This window comes from Acidisoma silvae (assembly GCF_020618775.1).
GTDB classification, from domain to species: Bacteria; Pseudomonadota; Alphaproteobacteria; order Acetobacterales; family Acetobacteraceae; genus Acidisoma; species Acidisoma silvae.
Window position 1 is genome coordinate 195,389 of record NZ_JAESVB010000006.1, and the last position, 22,254, is coordinate 217,642.

Below are 22,254 nucleotides of genomic sequence, written 5' to 3' on the forward strand. Positions count from 1 at the left end.
TTGAAGCCCTGGTTTGTCCCCTTGCCCGCGCCCGGTCAAGCGGCGGTCAATCGGCCGCTGCGGCCGTTGTCGGCGCGGATGACGGCGGCGTATGGGTGCGGCGGATCGCCTCTTCCACGCCCGCCGCCCAGGAGGGATCGGCCTGGCGGAAATGCTCCAGCTGCCGGTCGATGATCGGGCGCGGCACGCCCTGCATGGCGGCGGCGATATTGCTGAAGAAGCGCTGCTTCTGCGCCGCGTCGAACATCCGATAGAGATTGCCGGGCTGGGTATAGTCGTCATTGCCGTCGCGATGGTTATAGCGGTCGGCATTGCCATCGATGCGCAGCGGCGGCTCCTTCGCGCGCGCGTCCTCCACCGGCCCGCCAAAGGAATTCGGCTCGTAATAGGCGTCCGTACCCTTCGGCGCGTCGAAGCGCATGGACCCGTCGGCGTGGTAGGTATGCACCGCCGTCTTCGGCTTGTTCACCGGCAGCGCCTCGTAATGCGTACCGACGCGATAGCGATGCGCGTCCGCATAGGAGAAGATGCGGCTTTGCAGCACCTTGTCCGGTGAGAAGCCGATGCCGCGCACGATATTGGACGGCGAGAAGGATGCCTGCTCAATCTCGGCGAAATAGTGATCGGGATTGCGGTTGAGTTCGAAGACGCCGACATCGATCAGCGGATAGTCGCCATGCGGCCAGACCTTGGTCAGGTCGAAGGGATTATATGGTGTCTTGTCCGCATCGGCTTCGGGCATGATCTGCACCTTGAAGTCCCATTGCGGGAATTCGCCGCGCTCGATGGCGTCGTACAGGTCACGCTGCGAGCTTTCGCGGTCATTGGCGATGACCTGATTGGCTTCCTCGTTCGTCCAATGCCGATGGCCCTGGCGGGTCTTGAAGTGAAACTTCACCCAGTAGCGCTCGCCGGCATCGTTCCAGAAGCTGTAGGTGTGGCTGCCATAGCCGTTGATATGGCGATAGTCGGTCGGCAGGCCGCGATCGCTCATCAGGATCGCCACCTGATGCAGGCTTTCCGGGCTCAATGACCAGTAATCCCACATTGCGGTCGGCGAGCGCATATTGGTGCGCGGATGCCGCTTCTGGGTATGGATGAAGTCTGGGAATTTCACCGGGTCGCGGATGAAGAAGACCGGCGTGTTATTGCCGACGACATCCCAGTTGCCGGCATCGGTGTAGAATTTCAGCGCATAGCCGCGCACGTCGCGCTCGGCATCCGCCGCACCCCGCTCACCGGCGACGGTCGAGAAGCGCAGCAGCATCTCGGTCTTCTTGCCGATCTCAGCAAAGATCGACGCATTGGTGTATTTGGTGATGTCATGCGTCACCGTGAAGGTGCCGAAGGCACCGGACCCTTTTGCATGGACCACACGCTCGGGGATGCGCTCACGGTTCTGATGCGCCAGCTTTTCCAGCAGCAGATAATCTTGCAGCAGCAGCGGACCGCGCGGCCCAGCGGTCACGCTGTTCTGATTGTCGGGCACCGGCGTGCCGGCGGTACTGGTGAGGGTCGGGCGGGTCAGATGGTCGGCCATGGGAACCTCTTGGCGTGTTAGCTTGCGTGACAACCGGTCTACGCCCCCGGAGAGCGATCGGTAAAATTCATTCTTTCAACGAGTTCGATAGATAAAATCTATCATTGCGAGCCGACGGCCCACGCGGCGGCACGATCACGGGGGACCGCCTCTGTTCGTACAACAAATTGGGGGCATGTGATGCCCGGGGGCTTCCCACCTCGACGGCACACACCAAATGCGCTACCGCTGACCGATCGGTCAGCGATAGGCTCTCCGACTGCCAAGCGGCTGAACCTTTGGCATCACCAGGATAAACGGCGGCTTATGGCGCATCCCAACGCAGTCGGCTTCGGCCTTCTTCCCATGCCGGCGAGCGATGGCCCGCCCATCCTGGGCCAATTTGAGACCCCATTCGGAGGCTCCGTCCTCTGCCAGCAGGGAGTGCAGAGTTAACGTGAGCGGCAGTTCTGATCAGTCCGGCGCCCCCGCCGGCCATACCATCGTCAATAGCGGCGGCAGCCAGGTTATCCCGGCCAGCGGCTATGCCGGCAACACCACCGTCAATGCTGGCGGCACGCAGATCGTCTCCGGCGGTGGCCAGGCGGAGCAAAAACCCGAGCAGAAGCCCGAGGCGCAGAAACCCGCTGCCCCGCCGCCCAAGCGCCGCAAAATCCTGCCGCGCGTGATCTTCCTCCTGGTCATCATCGTCGTCGCCATCGCGGCCGTGTTTTACTGGTGGTCGAACCGTAACCTGATCGACACGGATGACGCTTTCACGGACGGCCGCGCCATTACCATCGCGCCACGCGTCTCCGGACAGGTCGTCAAACTTTTCGTGAACGACAATGAGCTTCTGAAAAAAGGCCAGCCGATCATTCAGCTCGATCCGCGTGACTTCCAGGCGGCGGTCGACAAGGCCGAAGGCCAGTTGGAGCAGGATCAGGGCCAGTTGAACGCGGCGCAGATTGCCTATGACAAGGCAAAGGTGACCTATCCGGCGGACCTGCTGCAAGCGCAGGGCAATCTGGAAGTGGCGCAAGCCAATCTGCTCAATGCGCAGCGCGATTACCGCCGCCAGCATGCCGTTTCGGCGGCGGCGACGACGCAACAGCAGGTCGATCAGGCGACAGCCGGTCTCGGCCAGGGCGAAGGCCAGCTCAAGCAGGCGCAGGGCCAGTTGCAGACGGCGCAGTTAGTACAGGAGAATATCGATACCGCCGCCGCCCAGGTGAAGCAGTTGCAGGGCCTTGTGCATAACGCCCAGGCGTCGCTGGATCAGGCCAAGCTCAACCTCTCCTACACAACCGTCCGCGCGCCGCAGGACGGCTGGGTGACGCAGCGCAATGTCGAGGCCGGCTATTACCTGTCGGCCGGCCAGTCGATCATGAGCCTTGTCGTGCCTGAAGTCTGGATCACCGCCAATTTCAAGGAAACCCAGTTGGCGCGCATGCTGCCGGGACAGGCGGTCGATATCGTCGTCGATGCCTATCCGGGCCTGCATCTGACGGGCCATGTCGATAGCGTGCAGATGGGCTCGGGCAGTCGCTTCAGCGCATTCCCGGCTGAAAACGCGACCGGCAATTTCGTGAAGATCGTGCAGCGCGTGCCGGTAAAGATCATCATCGATCACGGGCTTAACCCGAAAATTCCGCTGCCTCTGGGCCTGTCGGTCGAACCCAGCGTCGATGTCACGAAAACGGTGACTGACGGCAATGCGCCGGGCGTCGAAAACGAAGTTCCGCCCAATCAATGAGCGGAACCGCCGCCCATCAGGCTGAGGACGCCGCCTGGCGTCCGAAGTCCAATCCTTGGCTGATCGCGGTCGTCGTGACGCTCGCGGCCTTCATGGAGATTCTCGACACCACCATCGTCAATGTGTCGCTGCCGCATATCGCGGGCTCGGTTTCGGCGAGTTATGACGACGCGACCTGGACGCTGACCTCCTATCTGGTGGCGAACGGCATCGTTCTGCCCATTTCAGGCTTCATCGGCCGGGTCATCGGCCGCAAACGCTATTTCCTGATCTGCATCGCCGGTTTCGTGGTCTGTTCCTTCCTGTGCGGCACGGCGACGTCGCTGGGCCAAATGGTGGTCTTCCGCCTGATGCAGGGCTTTTTCGGCGGCGGATTGCAGCCGAATCAGCAGGCGATCATTCTGGATACCTTCGAGCCCAAGAAGCGCGGCGCGGCCTTCGGCGTCGTTGCCATCGCCGTGATTTTCGCCCCGGCCATCGGCCCAACCCTGGGCGGCATCCTGACCGACAGCTATTCCTGGCGCTGGATCTTCTGGATCAATATTCCCGTCGGCATGTTCGCCTTCTTCGCCGTCATGACCATGGTGGAAGACCCGCCATGGGTGAAGCGCGACAAGGCGCGGGTCGGCGATACCGACTGGATCGGCCTGACGCTGATCGCCCTCGGTATCGGCTGTCTCCAGGTCATGATGGATCGCGGCGAGGACGAGGACTGGTTCAGTTCCGGCTTCATCGTGATGATGGCGGCTTTCGCGGCCGTCGGCATCATCGGCGCCATCGTCTGGCTGACGACGACGGACAAGCCCATCGTGCGGCTCAGCGTCTTCAAGGATCGTAATTTCGCGATCGGCACGGTGATGATCACCGGCGTCGGCGCTGTGCTGTATTCCGGTGCCGTTCTGGTGCCGCAGCTGGCCCAGCAGCAATTAGGCTATACCGCGACCTGGGCAGGATTGATCCTGTCGCCGGGCGCGGTCGCCATCGTCGTGCTCATTCCGCTCGTCGGCAAGTTCCTGCTGCCCAATGTGCAGACGCGGCTGCTCATAGCTTTCGGATTCCTGCTGATCGGCCTGTCCTATTTCTATTCCAGCCTGATCGTGGTGCCGACCATCAACTTCGGGAATCTCGTTGTCGCGCGCATCTTCCAGGTGCTTGGCCTCGCCTTCCTGTTCGTGCCCGTCAGCACCATTTCCTATACAACCTTACCGCGATCCTTGAATAATGACGCCAGTTCGCTTTTCGTCATGCTGCGCAATATCGCGGGCTCTATCGGTATTTCGCTCGCGACGGCCGGCGTGACCGAACGCACTCAGACGCATATGGCCTATCTGCAACATTATATGACGCCGCTTTGGGCGCCTTATGCCCAGCTTCAGCAGCAGTTACGCGGTGCGATGACCAGCCTCGGCTATGTCTCCGGCCAGATATCGCAGCTGCTGCCGGCACAGATCAATGAGATGTTCATCAAGCAGGCCTCGATGCTCGCCTATCGCGATCTCTTCGTCTATTGCGGCGTCGCAGCATTTTGCGTCATTCCGCTCGCTTTCCTGTTTTCGCCGAGCAAGGGCGGTGGCCGTGGCGGCGGCGGGCATTAACCCGCCGCGACCAAAACGGGCGCGTCAGGCCAGGGTCACGTCCAACAGATCGGCGCGCGACTTGGCGAGCGGACGCGCCAGCGTATCGGCATAGGCGGCGCGGATCTGGGTAATGACGGGCCGCTTGAGATTGGCGAGATGGGTCGCCTTATCCGTCCAGCGCTCGATCTGCACGAGACCGTCCGGGTTTGATACGCTTTTGTAAAGGTCGAAGGAAACATTGCCCGGCGCCTGCCGGAAGGTCGGCAAAAGCGGCGTCACGCGCTCGATCAAGGTGTCGCGCATGCCGGGCTTGACCAGAATATTCACCAGCACAGTCGCGGTCGCACCGGCCTGGTCCGGCACCGCCCAGACGGCGCCCGTGCCGGCGGTGGCGGGTTGCAGAAATTCATGGCCGATCGGGCCGCTGAGATCGGTCTTGGCCGCCGCGTGCATGGCGAGCAGCGCCGGTCGCTTCATATGGACGGAATAGGCCGCCGCATCCTGCCACTGCTCCAAAACGATGAGCGTGTCGGGGCTGCCGATCTTCTGAAAGATATTGAAACCGATATTGCCCGGTGCCGACCGCGCATCGACGGCATTGGCCCGCAGGGCGGCCAGGAAATGCGTCATGGCCTGCGGCTTCACTTGCAGGGTCGCCATGTTTTCGAAAATGCCGCCCTGCGACAGGGATTGCGCGAAGGCTTTTCCGCCGACAGCGGCGGCCGCTCCGGCCATGGCTGCGACTTGCAGCAGAGAACGTCGGGATAAAGCGAGGGAGGACATGGCAATTCCTGTCAATGACGGGCGCCCGAGTGGCGGGCGCGCTGCCACCGTGATCGCCCCCGCAAACTTACCGACCGCAGGCCTCACCATTAACAAAGGTCAATCTTATCAAAACCATAAATCCCAGATCGGCCCTTTTTTCCACCCTTTGCCCGATGATGCAGTGTCCATCAGGTTGTTTGCGCAATAAGCCGGCGGCGGTTCTCGGCCACGGGACAAGTGACAGACAGCTGAGGGGTCGCAGATAAATCTGTGACGCTCCTCTTTCGAAGATCGCCCGCATGCTGTTTATGCTGGACCGGCAATGACCCAGACACCCGCCGCCATGCCGCCCCTTCACGATAGCAGCCGCCCGCAGCGCGTCGCCCTGGGCGCGCTCGCGCTGGGCCTGCTGCTGCTCGGCCTCTATACGCTGCGGGAGTTTCTGTCCGCCCTCGCCTGGGCAGCCATTTTCGCGATCGCGCTGTGGCCGCTCTATGCCAAGCTAATCCGCCGCTTCGGCACCGGACGGCATAACATTCTGCTGCCGGCCGCCTTTACCTTCGCCGTGGCGCTGGTCTTCATCGCGCCTATCGGCCTGGTCGGCATCCAGCTGGCCCATCAGGCCGATAGCGCCACCGATTGGCTGCATGACGTACAGCAGAACGGCATTACCGAACCTGCCTTTATCCAGAAACTGCCTTTCGGCCAGGACGAGGTCGATAGCTGGTGGCAGGAGAATCTGGGCGACCCGGGCGGCGCACGAAAACTGGTGCAACGCACGGCCGGCGGCCGCGTCGCCCATTTCAGCCGCACGCTGGGCGAAGCGCTGGTCCATCGGGTCACCGCCTTCGTCTTCACGCTGCTGACGCTGTTTTTCCTGTTCAAGAACGGCACAACCTTAACCCGGCAGGCTCGGCGCGCGGCGATCAAGGCATTTGGCCCGGGCGGCGAGCGGATCGGCCAGCAGATCATCGCCTCCATCCACGGCACGGTGAACGGTCTGGTGCTGGTGGGCCTGGGGGAAGGTCTGCTGCTCGGCGTCGTCTATGCCATTGCCGGCGTGCCGCAGGCGACAGTCTTCGGCCTGCTGACGGCCATCGCCGCCATGGTGCCTTTCGCCGCGCCGGTCATATTCCTGATCGTGGCCCTGCTGCTGCTGGCCCAGGGAGCGATCGTCTGGGCCGCCGTCGTCGTTGGCTGCGGCTTTCTGGTCACCTTCATCGCGGACCATTTCATCCGCCCGGTGCTGATCGGCGGCACCACCAAACTCCCCTTCCTTTGGGTGCTGCTGGGCATTCTGGGCGGCGTTGAGGTCTGGGGACTAATCGGCCTGTTCTTCGGCCCCGCCATCATGGCGGCGCTGATCCTGCTGTGGCGGGAATGGGTGGGCGAAGGGCCGGTCTAAGCCCCTCGCCCAGCATCTTTATCACCCCAGCGCGGGGTGGCGCTTGTGCCAATCGGTCGCCTGCTGAAAGGCTTCTGCCGCCTGCAGCAGCACGGGCTCGGCGCAATGGCCGGCCACGAACTGGAAGGCGACCGGCAGCCCGGCCTCGGTAAAGCCGCCCGGCAGCGTGATCGTCGGATGACCCGTCATGTCGAAGGGGCAGGTAAAGCCGAGCAGGCTGTTCATCAGCGACGCATCGGTGCCAAGCGACCCCATTTTGGCAAGCGTCGGCGCGGCGAAGCCCATGGCCGGAATCAGCAGCACATCCAGATCGGCCATCAGCGCATTCACCCGGCCGCGCAGATCCTCGCGGTTGAGCACGATGCGCTGATAGTCCAGACCCGAAATGCTGCGCCCGAGATCGATCAGACCGGACAGCGCCGGACCGTATTCGGCCTTGCGCGCCGGATAGGTGTCGCGATGGCAATAGGCCGTTTCCGCGCCGCAGAGCGGAAACCAATCCTGCACCGCCTGGGAGATATCGGGGAACACGACCTCGACCACCTCGGCGCCGAGGGATTTCATCACCGCCAGCGCGGCCTCGGCCACCGCCTTTGTCTTGGCATCGGCGGTTTCCGCGATCCAGGCGGCGGGATAGCCGATACGCAAGCCTTCAGCGCCGCCGTCCAGCGCCGCCATGTAATCCGGCACCGGCGCCTGCAAGGCGGTTGGGTCATTGGCATCAGCCCCGGCGATGGCCGCCAGCATGGCCGCCGCATCGCGCGCGCTGCGCGTCATGGGCCCGACATGATCGAGCGTCGCCGCCAGTTCGAAAACGCCGTAGCGGCTGACCCGGCCCCAGGTCGGCTTCAGGCCGGTCAGCCCATTGGCGGCGGAGGGAAAGCGGATCGACCCGCCGGTATCGGACCCGAGCGAGCCGTAGCACAGCCCGGCGGCGGTGGCAGAGCCCGAGCCGCTGGAAGACGCGCCCGGCCAATAATCCGCATTCCACGGGTTCTTGGGCGGCGTGATGGCGGGGTGATGATCGGCATAAGCGCTTTCCGTGAGCTGCAACTTGCCCAGAATAACGGCACCGGCCTCCTGTAGGCGCGTCACCACCGTCGCGTCCTCATCCGGCTTGAAATCGGCATAGATGGTCATGCCGGCGGCGGTCGGCACGCCTTTCATCCAGCACAAGTCCTTCACCGCGATGGGCGCGCCATGCAGCGGCCCGCGAATTGTGCCGGCTGCGATCTCGGCATCCGCCCGCGCGGCCTGGGCCAGCGCAATTTCAGACGTAACAAGGGCAAAAGCGCCCAGCTTGCCGTCCAGCGCGGCGATCCGTTCCAGCATCGCTTCCGTCACCGCGACGGAGGTGATGTCGCCGGATTGGATACGTTTCGCGACGTCCGTCAGATCGAGATAGGCAAGATCACCCTGCGCCATTGTCCGCCTCTTTCCTGATTATTCCGATCCTGCCTTGCAGGAGCCGGGCCAAGCTTGACGTCTTTGCTAAAATCGATCCGGCCTGAAGGCCTTTGGGTCCGTCACAGGTTCGCGACCTGTCATCATCGCCGCCAGCATGCGGCCGGTTGTGGGACCAAGGGTGAGGCCCTGATGGCCATGGCCGAAGCCGAACCAAAGCCCCGTCTGGCGTGGCGCCGGCCCGATAATGGGCAGCATGTCGGGCGTGCAGGGCCGGGCGCCCACCCAGGCTTCTGGATCGATGCGCTGCCCCAGGCCGGGCATTAATTGATGAGCCAAAGGCTCGACCTTCGCCAATTGCACCGGCGTCGGCGGGGCATCCTTATCCGCGAATTCCGCGCCGGTCGTCAGCCGGATGCCCTGGTTCATCGGCGCCAGCATATAGCCACCCGCGACATCGAAAACGGGATGATTGAGAACGGCATTGCCCTCGGGCCGGTAATGCATGTGATAGCCGCGCTTGACGAACAGCGGCGGGTCATAGCCCAGCGGCTTGGTGACGACGGGCGACCAGGCACCAAGGGCCACCACCGCCTCGGCCGCGCTGATTTTTGTGCCTTCACCCGTCACAGACCAGCCGGCGCCGCCGCGGGTCAATGTGCGCGCATCGCCATAGGCAAAGCGACCGCCGAGTTTTTCGAAAAGGGCCAGATAGGCGCGCGTCAGGGCCAGCGGATCCAGCACTGCCACCGGGTCGGTCCATTGCACGCCACCGGCTAGGCCCGCGCGCAGATGCGGCTCGGCCGCCGCCAGCGCCGCGCCATCCAGCGCACGGAAGCCGACGCCATAGTCGCGCTGCGATTCCTCGGCGATTTTCAGATTTTCGGCCAGAGACGCGGGGGTTTCGCAGCCCATGGTCCAGCCGCCGTCACGCAGCAGGCTTTCCGCACCGGCTTCCGCCACCAATGCGCGATGATCGTCGACGCAATGCGCGATCAACCGCGCATAGTCGCGGGCGATGGCGCGGTAGCGGGCCGGTTCGGAATGATACCAATAGAGCGCGAAGGGCCGCAGCAGGCGCGGCAGCATGCTCGCGTGATAATAGCCCTCGGTCTTGCGGTTCAGCGCATAGCCGAGCAATTCGCGCCAATCGCGCGGAAAGGCATGCGGAAAAACCGCTTCCCGCTGGATGAGGCCGGCATTGCCGAAGGACGTGCCCTCCCCCGCCGGCCGGCGGTCGAACAGGACGGTCTGGCGGCCCAGGCGTTGCAGATGCAGCGCGATGGAGACGCCGACGATGCCAGCGCCCAGCACAATGACATCCGCGTCCTTGTCCGTCGAACCCGCTGCCATTGCCCAATGCCCCGCCTGATCAGCGTCAAGCGTGGCATGGGGCCGAGGCCAGGATCAACCCTCGCCGTTCTCCGCGAACCAGGGGGCGAGCCGGGCATAAAGGTCGCGAAACTGCGTGTAGCCTTTGGCATAGACTGCGGCATTGGCCGGATTGGGCGTGATGACCTCGCCATAGCTGACGAGGCGGCTGGCGCCGGACCAGTCCTCCGTCGCGCCCGCGCCGATGGCCGCGACCCAGGCGGAACCCAGGCAGGAGCCAGGATGGCCGTCCAACCGCTGCACCGGCATCTGGATGATATCGGCCACGATCTGCATCCAGACCCGGCTGCGCGACCCGCCGTCCGAGACCAGCAGGCGCCTCACCGGGTAACCGAGTTCGCGGAAAACCTCGAGGTGATGGAGGAAGGCATAGCCGACGCCTTCCAGTGCCGCGCGCCACAGATGCGCGACGGTATGGTTGAGGCTGAGGCCCGAAATGGTGCCGCGCGCCAGCGGATCCTGCACCGGGCTTTTCTCACCGAGCACATAGGGCAGCAGGAAAACGCCGTCGCTGCCGGGCGCGATCTCCGCCGCCAGACTGTCCAGATAGGCGTGCGGATTGTCCTGCCCCGCCACCGCACCGGAGGCGAAGCCCGCCACGATCCAGTTGAGCATGGAACCCGTCGCCGCCATGCAGCCATTGGGCATGAAACGGTCAGGGATAACGTGGCGATCCAGGAAGATGCGCCGGTCGGGAATGGCGCTATCCACCGCAATCAGCACATCACCCGCGCCGCCGAATTTTAGCAGCACGTCGCCGCTGTTAATGACCCCGGCCGCATAGGCCGAGGCGACGTGATCGGCCGTGCCGGCCACTACGGGCAGGCCCATAGGCAGGCCGGTTTCCGCCGCGGCCTGGGCCGAGACATGGCCGATGACGGCCTGGCTTTCGGCAATGGGCGGCAGCATGCCGGGCGCGATACCGCCGAGTGCGACCAGATCATCCGCGATACGGCCATCCGCCAGATCGACGAAGCCGGCTTCCAGCGCCCAGTTATGTTCCAGGCGCTTTTCGCCGGTCAGTTTCCAGTTGATGAAGTCATAGGAGCCGAACAGCGTCGCGATCCGCGCGAAAGCCTCCGGCTCATGCTTTTCCAGCCAGCGCAGCTTGGTGGCGACGATCTGCTGCGTGACGCCATTGCCGGTGCGGCGCAGAAAGGATGCGTTGTCCACGCCCGCCATCAGCGCATCGACTTCCGCCGTGGCGCGGCCATCGCTTTGCTGGATGCTGCGGCGGATAACCTCGCCTTTCGCATCCAGCATCACCATGGCCGGCACCATGCCCGCGACACCGATGCCGACGAGCGACCCAGCCAGCGCCGGCTCTGCCGCCAGCAGATCGCCGATGATGGCGCAGGTATTGCGCCACCACTGATCCGGATCTTCCTCGGCCCAGCCGGCATGGAGCGAAACCAGCTCCACAGGGCGGGAGGTGACGGAGACGATCCGCCCCGGCAGATCGATCAGAATGCCGATCGTCGAGGTGGTACCGATATCGATGCCGATGACAGCAGGCATGGCGTGTTTGCCTTAGCGGAGCGTTTCGACCTTGGCCATGAAGGCCTTGACGCGCGCCGGGTCGACCTCGTTCCAGGTATGGCCATCGCGCTTGAAATGCGTGCCGATGACGCAGCCGTCCGCCACGCTCAGCACATCATCGATATTGCCGAGATTGACGCCGGTATTGGCGAAAACCGGAACATCGTTGATAGCGTCCGCCACGGCGCTGAGTTCGGACTGATCGGTCGCCTGCCCGGTGATGGGACCGGAGACGAGGATGGCATCGGCCAGCGCGGAGAAGACCGCGCTTTTGGCGCGCAGCGGCAGCGGGCGCGTGTCGAGCGAGGCCGCGAATTCGGCATTGATATTGAACAGCAGCTTGAGGTCGCGAACGTCCAGATTGCGGCGTGCCTTCAGCGCTTCGTCGCAGGCCGGAACCCAAAGGCCCATGTCGGACGCATAGACGCCGGTGAAGATTTCGCGCACGAATTTGGCACCCGTCGCGGCGGCCAGACCGACGCTCGCCACCGGATCCCACAGATAGTTGACGCCGAAGGGCACGCGGATCTTGTGCTTCAGGGTGGAGATAACCGCGCTCATGGCGGCCACCGAGCTTGTCGGCGCCTTCAAGGAGTAAGGGCGGTCATTTTCATTGCCGAACATCACGGCATCGACGCCGCCCGCTTGCAGATGTTCCAGATCGGCGGCCGCACCCTCGATCAGCTTCGCCATGCCGCCCTTTTCGTCATAGAGCGGCGTGCCGGGCAGAGCCCCGATATGAACCATGCCGATGACGGCTTTCTTCTTGCCGTCAAAGAAATCGAACATGGGTTTTTCTCCTCAAATCTTATGGTGATGGCTGCGCCTGAGATGGCAGCCGCAACAATGCTACGCGGCCTCGGCTTCCGATGAGGCCACGATAATTTCAACGCCCGCCGCGCGTGCGGCAGCGTCGATATCCGGCGGCAGCGATGTATCCGTCACGATGCGATGGATCTTGTCGAAGCCGCAGACACGCACGAAAGAGCGCTGGCCGAACTTGCTGCTATCGCAGAGCGCGGTGACGCTTCTGGTCTGCTGCATGAAGATGTTTTTGACCTCGGCATCATCATGCGAATAGTCATAGACGCCGCCTTCATCGATGCCGCAGATGCCCAGAAAGAACTGATCCAGCCAATGACTGGACAATTGTTGCTGGGTAATGCCGCCGCAGAGCGAGCCTTCGCGCGGACGCAGCCGGCCGCCCAGCATGATCACTTCGGGCAAAATCGGCTGCGGCATGGCCAGCACCGTCTGCAAACTATTGGTGACGATCTTGATATCGTCATGCCCGGCCAATTCCGCCGCCAGATAGGCAGCCGTCGATCCGGTATCGATGCCGATGGCCTGCCGCGCGTGAACAAGGCTGGCGGCGGCAGCGGCGATGCGCCGCTTCGGTTCGGCATTGATCTGCGCGCGCGCGGCATAGGACGGTTCTGTCTGAATGACGGCCGCCTGTATCGGCACCGCACCGCCATGGGACCGCTGCACGACCCCGTCCCGCTCCAGCGCTTCCAGATCGCGCCGGACCGTCATGTCGGAAATGCCGATTTCCCTTGCCACATCGGCGACCGAGACGAAGCCGCGTTCCGCGATCAGCCTTTGCAGCGCCGCGCGCCGCGCACCCGCAGGTGCCGCTGGCACCGCGAGGTCTGATGCGTCAGGAGCCGGCTGCTCCAGGCTGGTTTTTCTCGTCATGCCCAAACTCTAGCCACCTGTTTGCACTCGCACAAGGCAAACAAACAAAATCCAACAAAATTTTGTTTGAAACTGTTTGACTGCCCTCACGGTGGTGTTATGGTTTCGTCACATACCGGGCTTGAGGATGGCATAGACTATGACAACGATCGTCAGTGACCTTGCGGGGAAAACCGCCCTAATCACCGGCGGCGCTACGGGAATCGGACGCGCCATCGCCACCAGCCTTGCCGCCCATGGCATGCGGATTGCTATTGCCGATATTGATCTGGCTGCGGCACAGTCTGCGGCTGAAACGATTGCGGCGAATGCCGTGGCGATTCAGATGGATGTGACGAAGCGGGAGAGTGTGGATGCGGGTTTCGAGGCAGCCGTCGCCGCTCTGGGCCAGATCGACCGCGTCGTCGCCAATGCCGGCGTCTCCAATATGAAACCTGCGCTGGACCTGACCGACGCCGATTGGAACTTCAACCTCGACGTGAACGCGCGCGGCGTTTTCTTGACCAATCAAGCGGCCTGCAAGCATTTTCTGGCCGCCGGCATCAAGGGGGCCATCTGCAACACCGCCTCCCTCGCCGCCAAGGTCGGCGCGCCGCTGCTCGCGCATTATTCGGCCAGCAAATTCGCGGTCGTCGGCTGGACCCAGGGACTGGCGCGCGAAATGGCCAAGCACGGCATTCGCGTCAATGCCGTCTGCCCCGGCTTTGTGCGCACCGGCATGCAGTCGCGCGAAATCGTCTGGGAAGCCGAATTGCGCGGCATGACCCCGCAAGCGGTTTTTGACGAATATGTATCACTGACGCCGCTCGGCCGCATCGAGGAGCCGGAAGACGTCGCCAAGGTCGTGACCTTCCTGCTGTCCGACGGCGCCGGCTTCATGACCGGCCAGGCCGTGAACGTCACCGGCGGCGTCTATATGACGTAACACCCTTTTCCTAAACCGGCGGGCCTAGGCCTGCCCGGACCTTGTCTGCAACCTGTTGATCTCTGGAGAACATCATGGCGACGCGACATTGGCTTCTGGCCCTTGCGGCCGGTATTGGACTGGGGACCGCGCTCAGCGCGCCGCCTCGCGCATTTGCGGCGGATGACGGCGGCACGCTGACCATCTCGGACGCGCAGTTTCTGTGGACCTGCGGTTTCAGCCCCTATAACTCGTCCTCGAACTTCCTCGCGGTCGGGCCAGTGTATGAGACGCTCGCCTTCGTCAATACCTTGCAGAGTGCCAAGGTGACGCCCTGGTTGGCCACCGATTACACATGGAGCGCCGACAACAAGGTTCTGACTTTCACGATCCGCAAGGGCGTGAAATGGACGGACGGCACGGACCTGACGCCTGCCGACGTCACCTTCACATTCAACATGCTGAAGAAATTTCCGGCGCTCGATCTCAACACGATCTGGTCGCAGCTCAGCAGCGTGACGCAGAGCGGTGATGACAAGGTCGTCTTCACCTTCAAGAGCCCGGCCGTTCCCTATTTCTACTATGTCGCCGATCAGGTCGGCATTGTCCCCGAGCACATCTGGGGCAAGGTCAAGGACCCGACCACCTACCAGGACGCCAGTCCCGTCGGCACCGGCCCCTATACGATCAGCCGCTGTACGCCGCAGGATATCAGCTACACGCGCAATGCCAATTACTGGCAGCCCGGCCTGCCCAAGATCGCGCATATCGAATATCCGGCCTTCACCACCAACCCGCCGGCCAACCAGGCTTTGTCCACCGGACAGGCGCAGTGGGGCAGCCAGTTCATTCCGAATGTCAAAACGGAATATATGGCGAAGGACAAAGAGAATCACTACTGGTATCCGCCGACCGTCAATGTCGCGATGTTCATCAACCAGACCAATCCGATCCTGAAGGACGTCACCGTCCGCAAGGCGCTGGTCTATGCCTTGGACAAGAAGCGCATCGCCATGATCGGCGAATATGGCTATGAGCCCGCCGCCAATCAGGCCGGCATCGTGACGCCGACCTTCGAAAGCTGGCTGGACAAGAAGCAGCTGGCCGACGCCGGCTACAGCTACGACCCCAAGAAGGCGATCGCGCTGCTGGAACAGGCCGGCTACAAGCGCGGGTCCGATGGCATGTTCACCACGGCTGACGGCAAGCCGCTTGAATTCACCATCATCAACCAGAGCGCCTATACTGATTGGGTGGCAGCCCTTCAGGTTGCGGCCAATCAGTTGAAACAAGTCGGCATCAAGCTGAACGTTTCCAACCTCGCCGGCACCGATTATTTCGCGAAGCTCGCCAACGGCCAGTTCGATCTCGCCTATGCCTATGAGTCCGGCGGACCGACGCCCTATTACGAGTTCCGCCAGTGGCTGTATGGACCGGCATCGGCCGCCATCGGCCAGGCCGCGACCACCAACTGGGAGCGCTATTCCAACAAGGATACCGATGCGCTGATCGACAGCTACGCCAATTCGACCGATGCGGCGAAGCAGCACGATATCCTGGTTCAGTTGCAGAAGGTGATGCTGGATGACGTGCCGCTGATCCCCATCACCGAACAGGTCGATTGGGATCAGTATTCCACGAAGCAGTTCGTGGGCTGGCCGACCCCGGAAGATCCGTATGCACAGCCGATGGCGGGCTATACCTTCCCGGATTGGGCCGTTGTCATGCTGCATCTGCACGAAAAGTAAGAGCCTGGCCTATCGCCGGTGCCGCCTTGCGCGGCACCGGCCCCCTTCCGGCAGTGCCGCCGGACCAGCAGGTTGACCGGGCATCATCCTGCCCCGCTTCACGAGACAAGATGTAGATGCGCTATATTCTGCGACGGCTTGGCTTTTTCATCGTGACGCTCTGGGCGGCGATGACGGTCAATTTCTTTTTGCCGCGGCTGATGCCCGGCGACCCCGCCATGGCCATGATCGCGCGCTTTCACGGCCGTTTGAGCGGGCAATCGCTGCATGCCATGGAAGCCGCCTTTGGCGTCAATACCAATCAAAGCCTGATCGCGCAGTATTTCGCCTATCTCGGCGACAGCCTCACCGGCCAGTTCGGCCGGTCGCTGACCTTCTTCCCCGACACCGTCAGCCATGTCGTCTTCATGGCCTTGCCCTGGACGCTGGGCCTGGTCGGCGTCACCACCGTCATCGCCTTCATCCTCGGCACGCTGATCGGCATGATCGGCGCCTGGACGCGCGGCGGCTGGTTCGACAGCGTGCTGCCGCCGCTCTTCATCATCCTCTCGGCCTTCCCCTATTTCTGGATCGGCCTTGTCGCCATCCTCATCTTTTCGATTTCGCTCGGCTGGCTGCCGACCGGCTTCGGCTATACCAATGGCGAGGCCGTCACCTTCACCCTGCCCTTCATCTGGGATGTGGTTCGTCACGCCTTTCTGCCGGCAGGGACGATCGTCATCACCTCCATCGGCGGCTGGATCCTGACCATGCGCAACAATATGATCATGGTGCTGAACGAGGATTACGTGCGCATGGCTCGCGCCAAGGGCCTATCCGCCTCGCGGATCATGTTCGACTATGCCGGGCGCAACGCCATCCTGCCCAATCTCAGCGGTTTCGGCATGTCGCTCGGCTTCGTCGTCAGCGGCGCCATCCTGGTGGAATATGTCTTCTCCTATCCCGGCGTCGGCTACATGATGCTACAGGCGGTGCTGAACGAAGACTTTCCGCTCATGCAGACGCTGTTCCTGTTTATTACCCTCGCCGTGCTGATCGCCATTCTGGTGGTGGACGGGGTGACGGTATTGCTTGATCCGCGCACGCGGAGGTCGTCATGAGCGCCGTCCTGCCGGAACGCCCGGCCAAACGCCGCCCCGCGATTGTGCGCGGCCTCTCCACCCTCGGCCAAGCCATTCTGTCGAACCGCAAGGCCACGGTCGGCGCGGTTCTGCTGATCATCTGCATCGTCATGGCGGCCGTGCCGAACCTGATCGCGCCCGGTGATCCGAATGCGGAAAACTTCATGCCCGGTCAGGGGCCTTCCGCCGATAACTGGCTGGGCACCACCTCCTACGGGCAGGATATTTTCGCGCAATTCGTCTGGGGTGCCCGGGATTCGCTGATCATCGCCGTGGTCGCGGGCCTGCTGTCGACCGTGCTATCGGCCATCATTGGCGTCGCCGCCGGCTATCTGGGCGGCATGGCGGATGGGCTGCTGTCGATGATGACGGATGTTTTTCTGGTCATCCCCGCCTTTCCGCTCGTCATCGTGCTGGCCGCCTATTCCAAGTCCGGCGGCAATGGCATGATCATCGCCGTGCTGGTGCTGACCGGCTGGTCCTACGGCGCGCGACAGTTGCGCGCGCAGGTTCTGTCCCTGCGGCATCGGGAATTCCTGACCGCCGCGCGCCTGCGGGGTGAGCGCAGCTGGCGCATCATCACCCATGAAATCCTGCCGAATATGATTTCGCTGCTCGTCGCCAATTTCCTTGGCGCGTCCGTCTACGCCATCCTGACCGCCGCCGGGCTGCAATTCATCGGCCTCGGCAATATCAATGCGAATAGCTGGGGCACGATGCTGTACTGGGCGCAGAATAACGAAGCCTTGCAGGCGGGCATTCCGCTTTGGGCGATCGTGCCCGGCCTCGGCATCGCAACTTTGGGCGGCGCCTTTGCTTTGCTCAACTATGCTTTCGACGAAATCAGCAATCCGGTGCTGAAACCTGCACGCCGCAAGAAGCGCAGCAAACGGGGAGCGCCGTCATGAGCGACACGATCCTCGACGTGCGTGACATCGTCGTTGAATATACGACGTCACGCGAACCGGCCCGCGCGGTCGATCATGTCAGCTTCACGCTGGACCGTGGCGAGTTCCTGGGCATCGTCGGCGAATCCGGCTGCGGCAAATCCACCATGCTGTTCGCCATCGCGCAGTTGCTGACGCCCCCGGCGCAGCTTGTCTCGGGCGAGGTGATCTTCAAAGGCCGCAATATGGTGGGCCTGCGCGGCGGCGAATTGCGCAGCATCCGCTGGCGCGATTATTCGGTCGTCATGCAAAGTGCGATGAACGCGCTCAACCCGGTGAAGACGGTCGGCGCGCAGTTCGAGGACACGATGCGCGCCCATGGCCAGGGCAAGACCGCCGGCATCCGCGCCCGCTCACGCGAAGTCATGGCGCTCGTCGGCATCGACGCCATCCATCTCAAAAGCTATCCGCATCAATTGTCCGGCGGCATGCGCCAGCGTGTCATGATCGCCATGGCGCTGCTGCTCTCCCCCGATCTGGTGGTGATGGATGAGCCGACATCGGCGCTCGATGTCGTGGCCCAGCGGTCGCTGATGGTGCAGATCAAGGATTTGCAGAAGAAGCTCGGTTTCGCCGTCATCTTCGTCACCCACGACATGTCGCTGGTCGGGCATTTCTCGGACCGGCTGGCGGTGATGTATGCTGGCAAGATCGTGGAGATCGGGCCGACGCGGCCGCTCTTCGCCGCTCCGCAGCACCCCTATACGCGCGGCCTGCTGGAAAGCTTTCCCTCCGTCTACGGACCTAAAGTGCAGTTGAAGGGCATTCCGGGATCGCCGCCGGACCTGACGGACCTGCCCAGCGGCTGCCGCTTTCGCCCCCGCTGCGGCCAGGTGATGCCGCGCTGCGCCGAGATTGAGCCCGACCTTTACCCCAGCGGCGATACGCGCTCCCGCTGCCTCCTGTTCGAAGAAAGGGCGTGAAGGTCATGGATAGGAATGATCACGCACCGCTGCTGCAAACGGTTGGACTGACCCGGCATTTTCGCATCGGCGGCCTGTTCAGCAGCGCCAAGCTGCATGCGGTCGATGACCTCAGCCTCACCATCCGGCCGCGCGAAATCGTCGCCGTTGTGGGCGAAAGCGGTAGCGGCAAAAGCACCATCGCCCGCCTGCTGGCCAAGGTTTACGAGCCGACGGACGGCGATATCCTGTTCCGTGGGCGGTCCCTGCATGAGGTGAAGTCCCGGCGCGACCTGCTTGCCTATCGCGGCGAAGTGCCGATGGTGCTGCAAGACCCCTTCGCCTCCCTCAACCCGGTCCATACCATCGGCTATACGCTGGACCGTGGCCTGGCCTTGCATCAGCCGAAGCTGACGGCGGCCGAGCGCGAAGTTGAAGCCATCCGCGCCTTAGAAGCGGTGGGCCTGTCCCCCGCGCGGCAGGTTCTGGCCAAATATCCGCATGAAATGAGCGGCGGGCAGCGCCAGCGCATCGGCTTTGCCCAGGCTCTGTCTTACAAGCCGAAGCTGGTTCTGGCCGATGAGCCGGTTTCGATGCTGGACGTCTCCATCCGCATCGGCGTCCTCAACCTCATGGCGAAGCTCTGCGCGGAGGAAGGCATTTCCTTCCTCTACATCACGCATGACATCGCCAGCGCCCGCTATGTCGCGCATCGCATCGTCGTCATGTATGCCGGCCGCGTGGCCGAGACCGGACCGGCGGAACAGGTGCTGCATCACCCGGTCCATCCCTATACGCGCCTGCTGCTGTCGGCGGTGCCGGACCCGAAGGCGCCGATCACCATCACCGCCGCCGATACCGGGGAGCCGCCGCGCGTGGTCAACCCCGGCCCCGGCTGCCGTTTCCGCCAGCGCTGCCCGCTGGCGATCGACATCTGCGCCCGCGTGACGCCGGACCTGGCGGACACCGTGCCGGGCCATGCGGCCGCGTGCCATGTGACGGCGCCGCAGGCGGGGCTGGCGGCTTAGGAAGGGCATTCCGGCCGGAATGAGGGTAAGCGGTCATTTGACATTTTGGGCCTCAACCCCAAAAGCCCATCCACGATATCAGGTATTGTGAATCCAGCCAGTGTTTGCTTAGGTTAATGGTGTCATTTCGAACAGGAGGGGGAGCGGTGCTACAACATTGCTTCCATAGCCGAACCCGTGGACCTGTTTTTGCCCCGCACTTGATTTCGCGGGGCTGATCGAGGAACGCATCGTCGTCTCATCGTCAGCCTTTTCGGCATGATTTTTCGTGCCATTCTGATGTGATGAGACGTACATGTCCCTGATCGCAATAAAAGACCTTTCGCTCACTCGTAACGCATCCCTTTTCGTCGGACTCAGCTTTTCCATCGCCAGGGGCGACCGTCTTGGCCTAGTTGCGGCAAACGGACGCGGCAAATCCTCGCTCCTTCGCATCATGGCCGGAGAAGATGAGGCCACGACAGGAACGGTTACCGGCTCGCGGGGGCTTGCCGTCGCCTTCGCACCGCAGAACCCGCCCCAACACCTCCTGCCCTTAAGTTTTTATGATGCCGTCCGCGATGCTCTCGCCACTGACGACGCTGAAGCGGAGAGCTGGCGGATCGACATCCTGCTCGACGATCTTGCGGTTGACGAAAACATAAGACGACGCGCCGTTCGTAACCTGTCCGGGGGCTGGCAGCGCACCATGCTTCTCGCAAGAGCGGCCGTGGTGGAGCCTGATCTGCTCTTGCTGGACGAGCCAACGAACCATCTCGACATCGGCCGCATCGGCATATTGGAACGGTTTCTCGCGGCATTGCCTCGCGACTGCGCCATGGTCGCGGCAAGTCATGACCGTGCCTTTCTCGATGACGTGACGAATCGCACCCTGTTCCTGCGCCCTGAGGAAAGCACGGATTTCGCCCTGCCTTATTCCAATGCCCTTCAGGCGCTGGAAGAATACGACGCAGCCCGCGACCGACAATTCGAGAATGACATGCGGAAAGTCAGGGCATTGCGGCAGCAGGCGGCGAAGCTCAAAAACATCGGCATCAATTCCGGCTCCGACCTGCTGGTCGTGAAAACCAAGCAGCTTTCCGAGCGAGCCGACAAGCTGGAGGAACGGTCGCGCCCCGGGCATCAAGAGCGCTCAGCCGGAACGATCAAGCTGAGCAATAGCGGCACTCATGCCAAGGCGCTGGTGACAATCGACGATGCGACGATCACGACGCCAGACGGGCGACTGTTATTCCGTACAGGGCGGTTATGGATCGAGAAAGGAGATCGTGTGGCTTTGCTTGGCGCCAATGGTGCGGGCAAGACGCAACTGGTCAAAAGATTGCAGGCAGCCTTTGTAACGCAAGATCCGAATATCCGAGGAGCGGCGAGCCTCAGAATCGGCTATTCCGATCAAGCGCTGTCTCAACTCGATGCGTTTTCGACACCTTGGATGGCAGTCAAGCAGTCAAGCGGCCTGACCGACCCACAAGCACGGTCCCAACTCGCCGGGGCTGGGATCAGCATTGATGCCCAGACTGCGCCCGTCACTCGTCTATCGGGCGGGCAAAAAGCGCGGCTTGCGATGCTGATCCTGCGGCTGGTGCAGCCGAATTTCTACCTTCTGGACGAGCCAACCAATCACCTCGATATCGAAGGCCAGGACTTGCTAGAAGGCGAGTTAGTCGAACAAGGCGCTGCCTGCCTTTTAATCAGCCACGACCGCGCCTTCGTTCGCGCCGTGGCAACACGGGTCTGGGCAATTTCAGATCGAAAACTCGTCGAAGTCGATGACCCTGACTTGATTTTTGATCTGTTGATGACCGGCTAATCCAACAATGGACGTGAAGGTGGCAAGTGTCGGGACGCGCTACCCCGACACCCACCCGAAACATTTTGGTTCGATACAGATTTCCGCTGACTGGCCAGCCTGGGCCGGGTAAAAGCAGTTCCGCCATAGACACGAGAACCGCCATGTCTCTCCGCCAAAAGCTTCTTGCTGCATCCGGCGCGCTGATGCTCGCCTTCGGCAGCGTCACACTGCCCCCCGCCCATGCCGCCGCACCGCCGCCGCTCGTCGTCGGCAAAAGCGTGACCATTGTCGGCGTCGTGGAATCGGTCGACCCGGCCACGCGGCAGATCCTGCTCAGCGGGCCGGACGGCCAGTTGAAGACCGTGACGGCCACCCCGGACATGCGCAATTTCGCTCAGATCCGCGCCGGTGACCGGCTCTACCTGACCTTCAGCAAGGTGATCGCCGTGGCCTTGGTACAGCACGGCCAGCCTCTGGCGCAGCCGGCCGGGTTGGTCGCCGCGCATCGGGCCGCCCTCGGCCATATGCCGGGCAGCACCGGCCTGGCCGCCATCCGTGAGGAGGTCCGGGTCGAAGCCATCGACCGCCGCCAGAATCTCGTCACGGTCACCGACGCCGCCGGCCTGACGCAGACGGTGGAAGTGCATAACCCGGCTTTGGCGCATTTCGCGGACAAGCTGAAGAAGGGCGACACGGTGCAGATCGACGTCATTCAAAGCGTGTCGATCAAACTGCGGCCCGATCCGGCCGGCTGAGC

General features: G+C 62.8%; 18 protein-coding genes. 11 read left to right on the plus strand and 7 right to left on the minus strand.

Features of this window, described 5'->3' with window-relative positions; genetic code table 11:
- Positions 1-46 precede the first annotated feature (46 nt).
- On the minus strand, positions 47-1,540 hold the full coding sequence (locus ASILVAE211_RS15140; protein ID WP_227322172.1) for a catalase: 1,494 nt from the start codon (positions 1,538-1,540) through the stop codon (positions 47-49).
- Between the two features lie 436 nt (positions 1,541-1,976).
- On the opposite strand from ASILVAE211_RS15140, the gene ASILVAE211_RS15145 reads away from it, so the two are divergent.
- A complete protein-coding gene (locus ASILVAE211_RS15145; protein ID WP_227322173.1) occupies positions 1,977-3,275 on the plus strand; it encodes an efflux RND transporter periplasmic adaptor subunit in 1,299 nt (432 codons plus the stop codon).
- Positions 3,272-4,870 (plus strand): DHA2 family efflux MFS transporter permease subunit, encoded by a 1,599-nt coding sequence (locus ASILVAE211_RS15150; RefSeq protein ID WP_227322174.1) that lies wholly within the window; start codon positions 3,272-3,274, stop codon positions 4,868-4,870. Before ASILVAE211_RS15145 ends, ASILVAE211_RS15150 begins: the two co-directional genes overlap by 4 nt.
- Before the next feature lie 24 nt (positions 4,871-4,894).
- Here the strand turns inward: ASILVAE211_RS15150 and ASILVAE211_RS15155 are convergent, their stop codons facing one another.
- A complete protein-coding gene (locus ASILVAE211_RS15155) occupies positions 4,895-5,635 on the minus strand; it encodes a putative quinol monooxygenase (protein ID WP_227322175.1) in 741 nt (246 codons plus the stop codon).
- Between the two features lie 304 nt (positions 5,636-5,939).
- On the opposite strand from ASILVAE211_RS15155, the gene ASILVAE211_RS15160 reads away from it, so the two are divergent.
- Complete coding sequence (locus ASILVAE211_RS15160) at positions 5,940-7,022, plus strand: AI-2E family transporter (protein ID WP_227322176.1); 1,083 nt, start codon at positions 5,940-5,942, stop codon at positions 7,020-7,022.
- A gap of 21 nt (positions 7,023-7,043) precedes the next feature.
- Here the strand turns inward: ASILVAE211_RS15160 and ASILVAE211_RS15165 are convergent, their stop codons facing one another.
- From ASILVAE211_RS15165 to ASILVAE211_RS15185, 5 genes are all read right to left on the minus strand, one after another.
- Positions 7,044-8,447, minus strand: coding sequence for an amidase (locus ASILVAE211_RS15165; protein WP_227322177.1), 1,404 nt, complete (start codon positions 8,445-8,447; stop codon positions 7,044-7,046).
- 66 nt (positions 8,448-8,513) lie between these two features.
- Complete coding sequence (locus tag ASILVAE211_RS15170; protein WP_227322178.1) at positions 8,514-9,779, minus strand: NAD(P)/FAD-dependent oxidoreductase; 1,266 nt, start codon at positions 9,777-9,779, stop codon at positions 8,514-8,516.
- Between the two features lie 54 nt (positions 9,780-9,833).
- Positions 9,834-11,336, minus strand: a complete 1,503-nt coding sequence (locus ASILVAE211_RS15175; protein WP_227322179.1) for an FGGY-family carbohydrate kinase — start codon at positions 11,334-11,336, stop codon at positions 9,834-9,836.
- A gap of 12 nt (positions 11,337-11,348) precedes the next feature.
- Positions 11,349-12,146: a BtpA/SgcQ family protein gene (locus tag ASILVAE211_RS15180; protein WP_227322180.1), complete on the minus strand. Its 798-nt coding sequence runs from the start codon at positions 12,144-12,146 to the stop codon at positions 11,349-11,351.
- Between the two features lie 60 nt (positions 12,147-12,206).
- Positions 12,207-13,055, minus strand: coding sequence for a DeoR/GlpR family DNA-binding transcription regulator (locus ASILVAE211_RS15185; RefSeq protein WP_227322181.1), 849 nt, complete (start codon positions 13,053-13,055; stop codon positions 12,207-12,209).
- Positions 13,056-13,194: 139 nt separating this feature from the next.
- Between ASILVAE211_RS15185 and ASILVAE211_RS15190 the strand changes: the two genes are divergently transcribed.
- The 8 genes from ASILVAE211_RS15190 to ASILVAE211_RS15225 all read left to right on the plus strand — a co-directional run bounded on the left by ASILVAE211_RS15190 (position 13,195) and on the right by ASILVAE211_RS15225 (position 22,252).
- The gene (locus ASILVAE211_RS15190) at positions 13,195-13,980 is read left to right on the plus strand and encodes an SDR family NAD(P)-dependent oxidoreductase (RefSeq protein WP_227322182.1); all 786 of its coding nucleotides are present in this window, start codon (positions 13,195-13,197) and stop codon (positions 13,978-13,980) included.
- Between the two features lie 74 nt (positions 13,981-14,054).
- Positions 14,055-15,707 carry an ABC transporter substrate-binding protein gene (locus tag ASILVAE211_RS15195; RefSeq protein WP_227322183.1) on the plus strand — a complete coding sequence of 551 codons (1,653 nt, stop codon included), beginning with the start codon at positions 14,055-14,057 and terminating at the stop codon, positions 15,705-15,707.
- Positions 15,708-15,823: 116 nt separating this feature from the next.
- Entirely contained in the window at positions 15,824-16,807 is a 984-nt protein-coding gene (locus ASILVAE211_RS15200; protein ID WP_227322184.1) for an ABC transporter permease, read from the plus strand.
- Positions 16,804-17,736, plus strand: coding sequence for an ABC transporter permease (locus tag ASILVAE211_RS15205; protein WP_227322185.1), 933 nt, complete (start codon positions 16,804-16,806; stop codon positions 17,734-17,736). The genes ASILVAE211_RS15200 and ASILVAE211_RS15205 overlap by 4 nt, the downstream gene beginning before the upstream one ends.
- Positions 17,733-18,698: an ABC transporter ATP-binding protein gene (locus tag ASILVAE211_RS15210; protein WP_227322186.1), complete on the plus strand. Its 966-nt coding sequence runs from the start codon at positions 17,733-17,735 to the stop codon at positions 18,696-18,698. Before ASILVAE211_RS15205 ends, ASILVAE211_RS15210 begins: the two co-directional genes overlap by 4 nt.
- Positions 18,699-18,703: 5 nt before the next feature.
- On the plus strand, positions 18,704-19,705 hold the full coding sequence (locus ASILVAE211_RS15215) for an ABC transporter ATP-binding protein (RefSeq protein ID WP_227322187.1): 1,002 nt from the start codon (positions 18,704-18,706) through the stop codon (positions 19,703-19,705).
- A gap of 295 nt (positions 19,706-20,000) precedes the next feature.
- Positions 20,001-21,515 (plus strand): ABC-F family ATP-binding cassette domain-containing protein, encoded by a 1,515-nt coding sequence (locus ASILVAE211_RS15220; protein ID WP_227322188.1) that lies wholly within the window; start codon positions 20,001-20,003, stop codon positions 21,513-21,515.
- A 143-nt stretch (positions 21,516-21,658) separates the two neighbouring features.
- Entirely contained in the window at positions 21,659-22,252 is a 594-nt protein-coding gene (locus tag ASILVAE211_RS15225; protein ID WP_227322189.1) for a hypothetical protein, read from the plus strand.
- Positions 22,253-22,254: the final 2 nt, after the last annotated feature.

What these genes read in the sequence shown, in the direction of transcription:
- ASILVAE211_RS15185 (WP_227322181.1), bottom strand. Translation starts at nt 13,055, where the DNA reads ATGACGAGAAAAACCAGCCTGGAGCAGCCGGCTCCTGACGCATCAGAC.
- ASILVAE211_RS15165 (WP_227322177.1), bottom strand. Translation starts at nt 8,447, where the DNA reads ATGGCGCAGGGTGATCTTGCCTATCTCGATCTGACGGACGTCGCGAAA.
- ASILVAE211_RS15190 (WP_227322182.1), top strand. Translation starts at nt 13,195, where the DNA reads ATGACAACGATCGTCAGTGACCTTGCGGGGAAAACCGCCCTAATCACC.
- ASILVAE211_RS15150 (WP_227322174.1), top strand. Translation starts at nt 3,272, where the DNA reads ATGAGCGGAACCGCCGCCCATCAGGCTGAGGACGCCGCCTGGCGTCCG.
- ASILVAE211_RS15155 (WP_227322175.1), bottom strand. Translation starts at nt 5,635, where the DNA reads ATGTCCTCCCTCGCTTTATCCCGACGTTCTCTGCTGCAAGTCGCAGCC.
- ASILVAE211_RS15160 (WP_227322176.1), top strand. Translation starts at nt 5,940, where the DNA reads ATGACCCAGACACCCGCCGCCATGCCGCCCCTTCACGATAGCAGCCGC.
- ASILVAE211_RS15215 (WP_227322187.1), top strand. Translation starts at nt 18,704, where the DNA reads ATGGATAGGAATGATCACGCACCGCTGCTGCAAACGGTTGGACTGACC.
- ASILVAE211_RS15195 (WP_227322183.1), top strand. Translation starts at nt 14,055, where the DNA reads ATGGCGACGCGACATTGGCTTCTGGCCCTTGCGGCCGGTATTGGACTG.
- ASILVAE211_RS15180 (WP_227322180.1), bottom strand. Translation starts at nt 12,146, where the DNA reads ATGTTCGATTTCTTTGACGGCAAGAAGAAAGCCGTCATCGGCATGGTT.
- ASILVAE211_RS15170 (WP_227322178.1), bottom strand. Translation starts at nt 9,779, where the DNA reads ATGGCAGCGGGTTCGACGGACAAGGACGCGGATGTCATTGTGCTGGGC.
- ASILVAE211_RS15140 (WP_227322172.1), bottom strand. Translation starts at nt 1,540, where the DNA reads ATGGCCGACCATCTGACCCGCCCGACCCTCACCAGTACCGCCGGCACG.
- ASILVAE211_RS15205 (WP_227322185.1), top strand. Translation starts at nt 16,804, where the DNA reads ATGAGCGCCGTCCTGCCGGAACGCCCGGCCAAACGCCGCCCCGCGATT.
- ASILVAE211_RS15220 (WP_227322188.1), top strand. Translation starts at nt 20,001, where the DNA reads ATGTCCCTGATCGCAATAAAAGACCTTTCGCTCACTCGTAACGCATCC.
- ASILVAE211_RS15225 (WP_227322189.1), top strand. Translation starts at nt 21,659, where the DNA reads ATGTCTCTCCGCCAAAAGCTTCTTGCTGCATCCGGCGCGCTGATGCTC.
- ASILVAE211_RS15175 (WP_227322179.1), bottom strand. Translation starts at nt 11,336, where the DNA reads ATGCCTGCTGTCATCGGCATCGATATCGGTACCACCTCGACGATCGGC.
- ASILVAE211_RS15210 (WP_227322186.1), top strand. Translation starts at nt 17,733, where the DNA reads ATGAGCGACACGATCCTCGACGTGCGTGACATCGTCGTTGAATATACG.
- ASILVAE211_RS15200 (WP_227322184.1), top strand. Translation starts at nt 15,824, where the DNA reads ATGCGCTATATTCTGCGACGGCTTGGCTTTTTCATCGTGACGCTCTGG.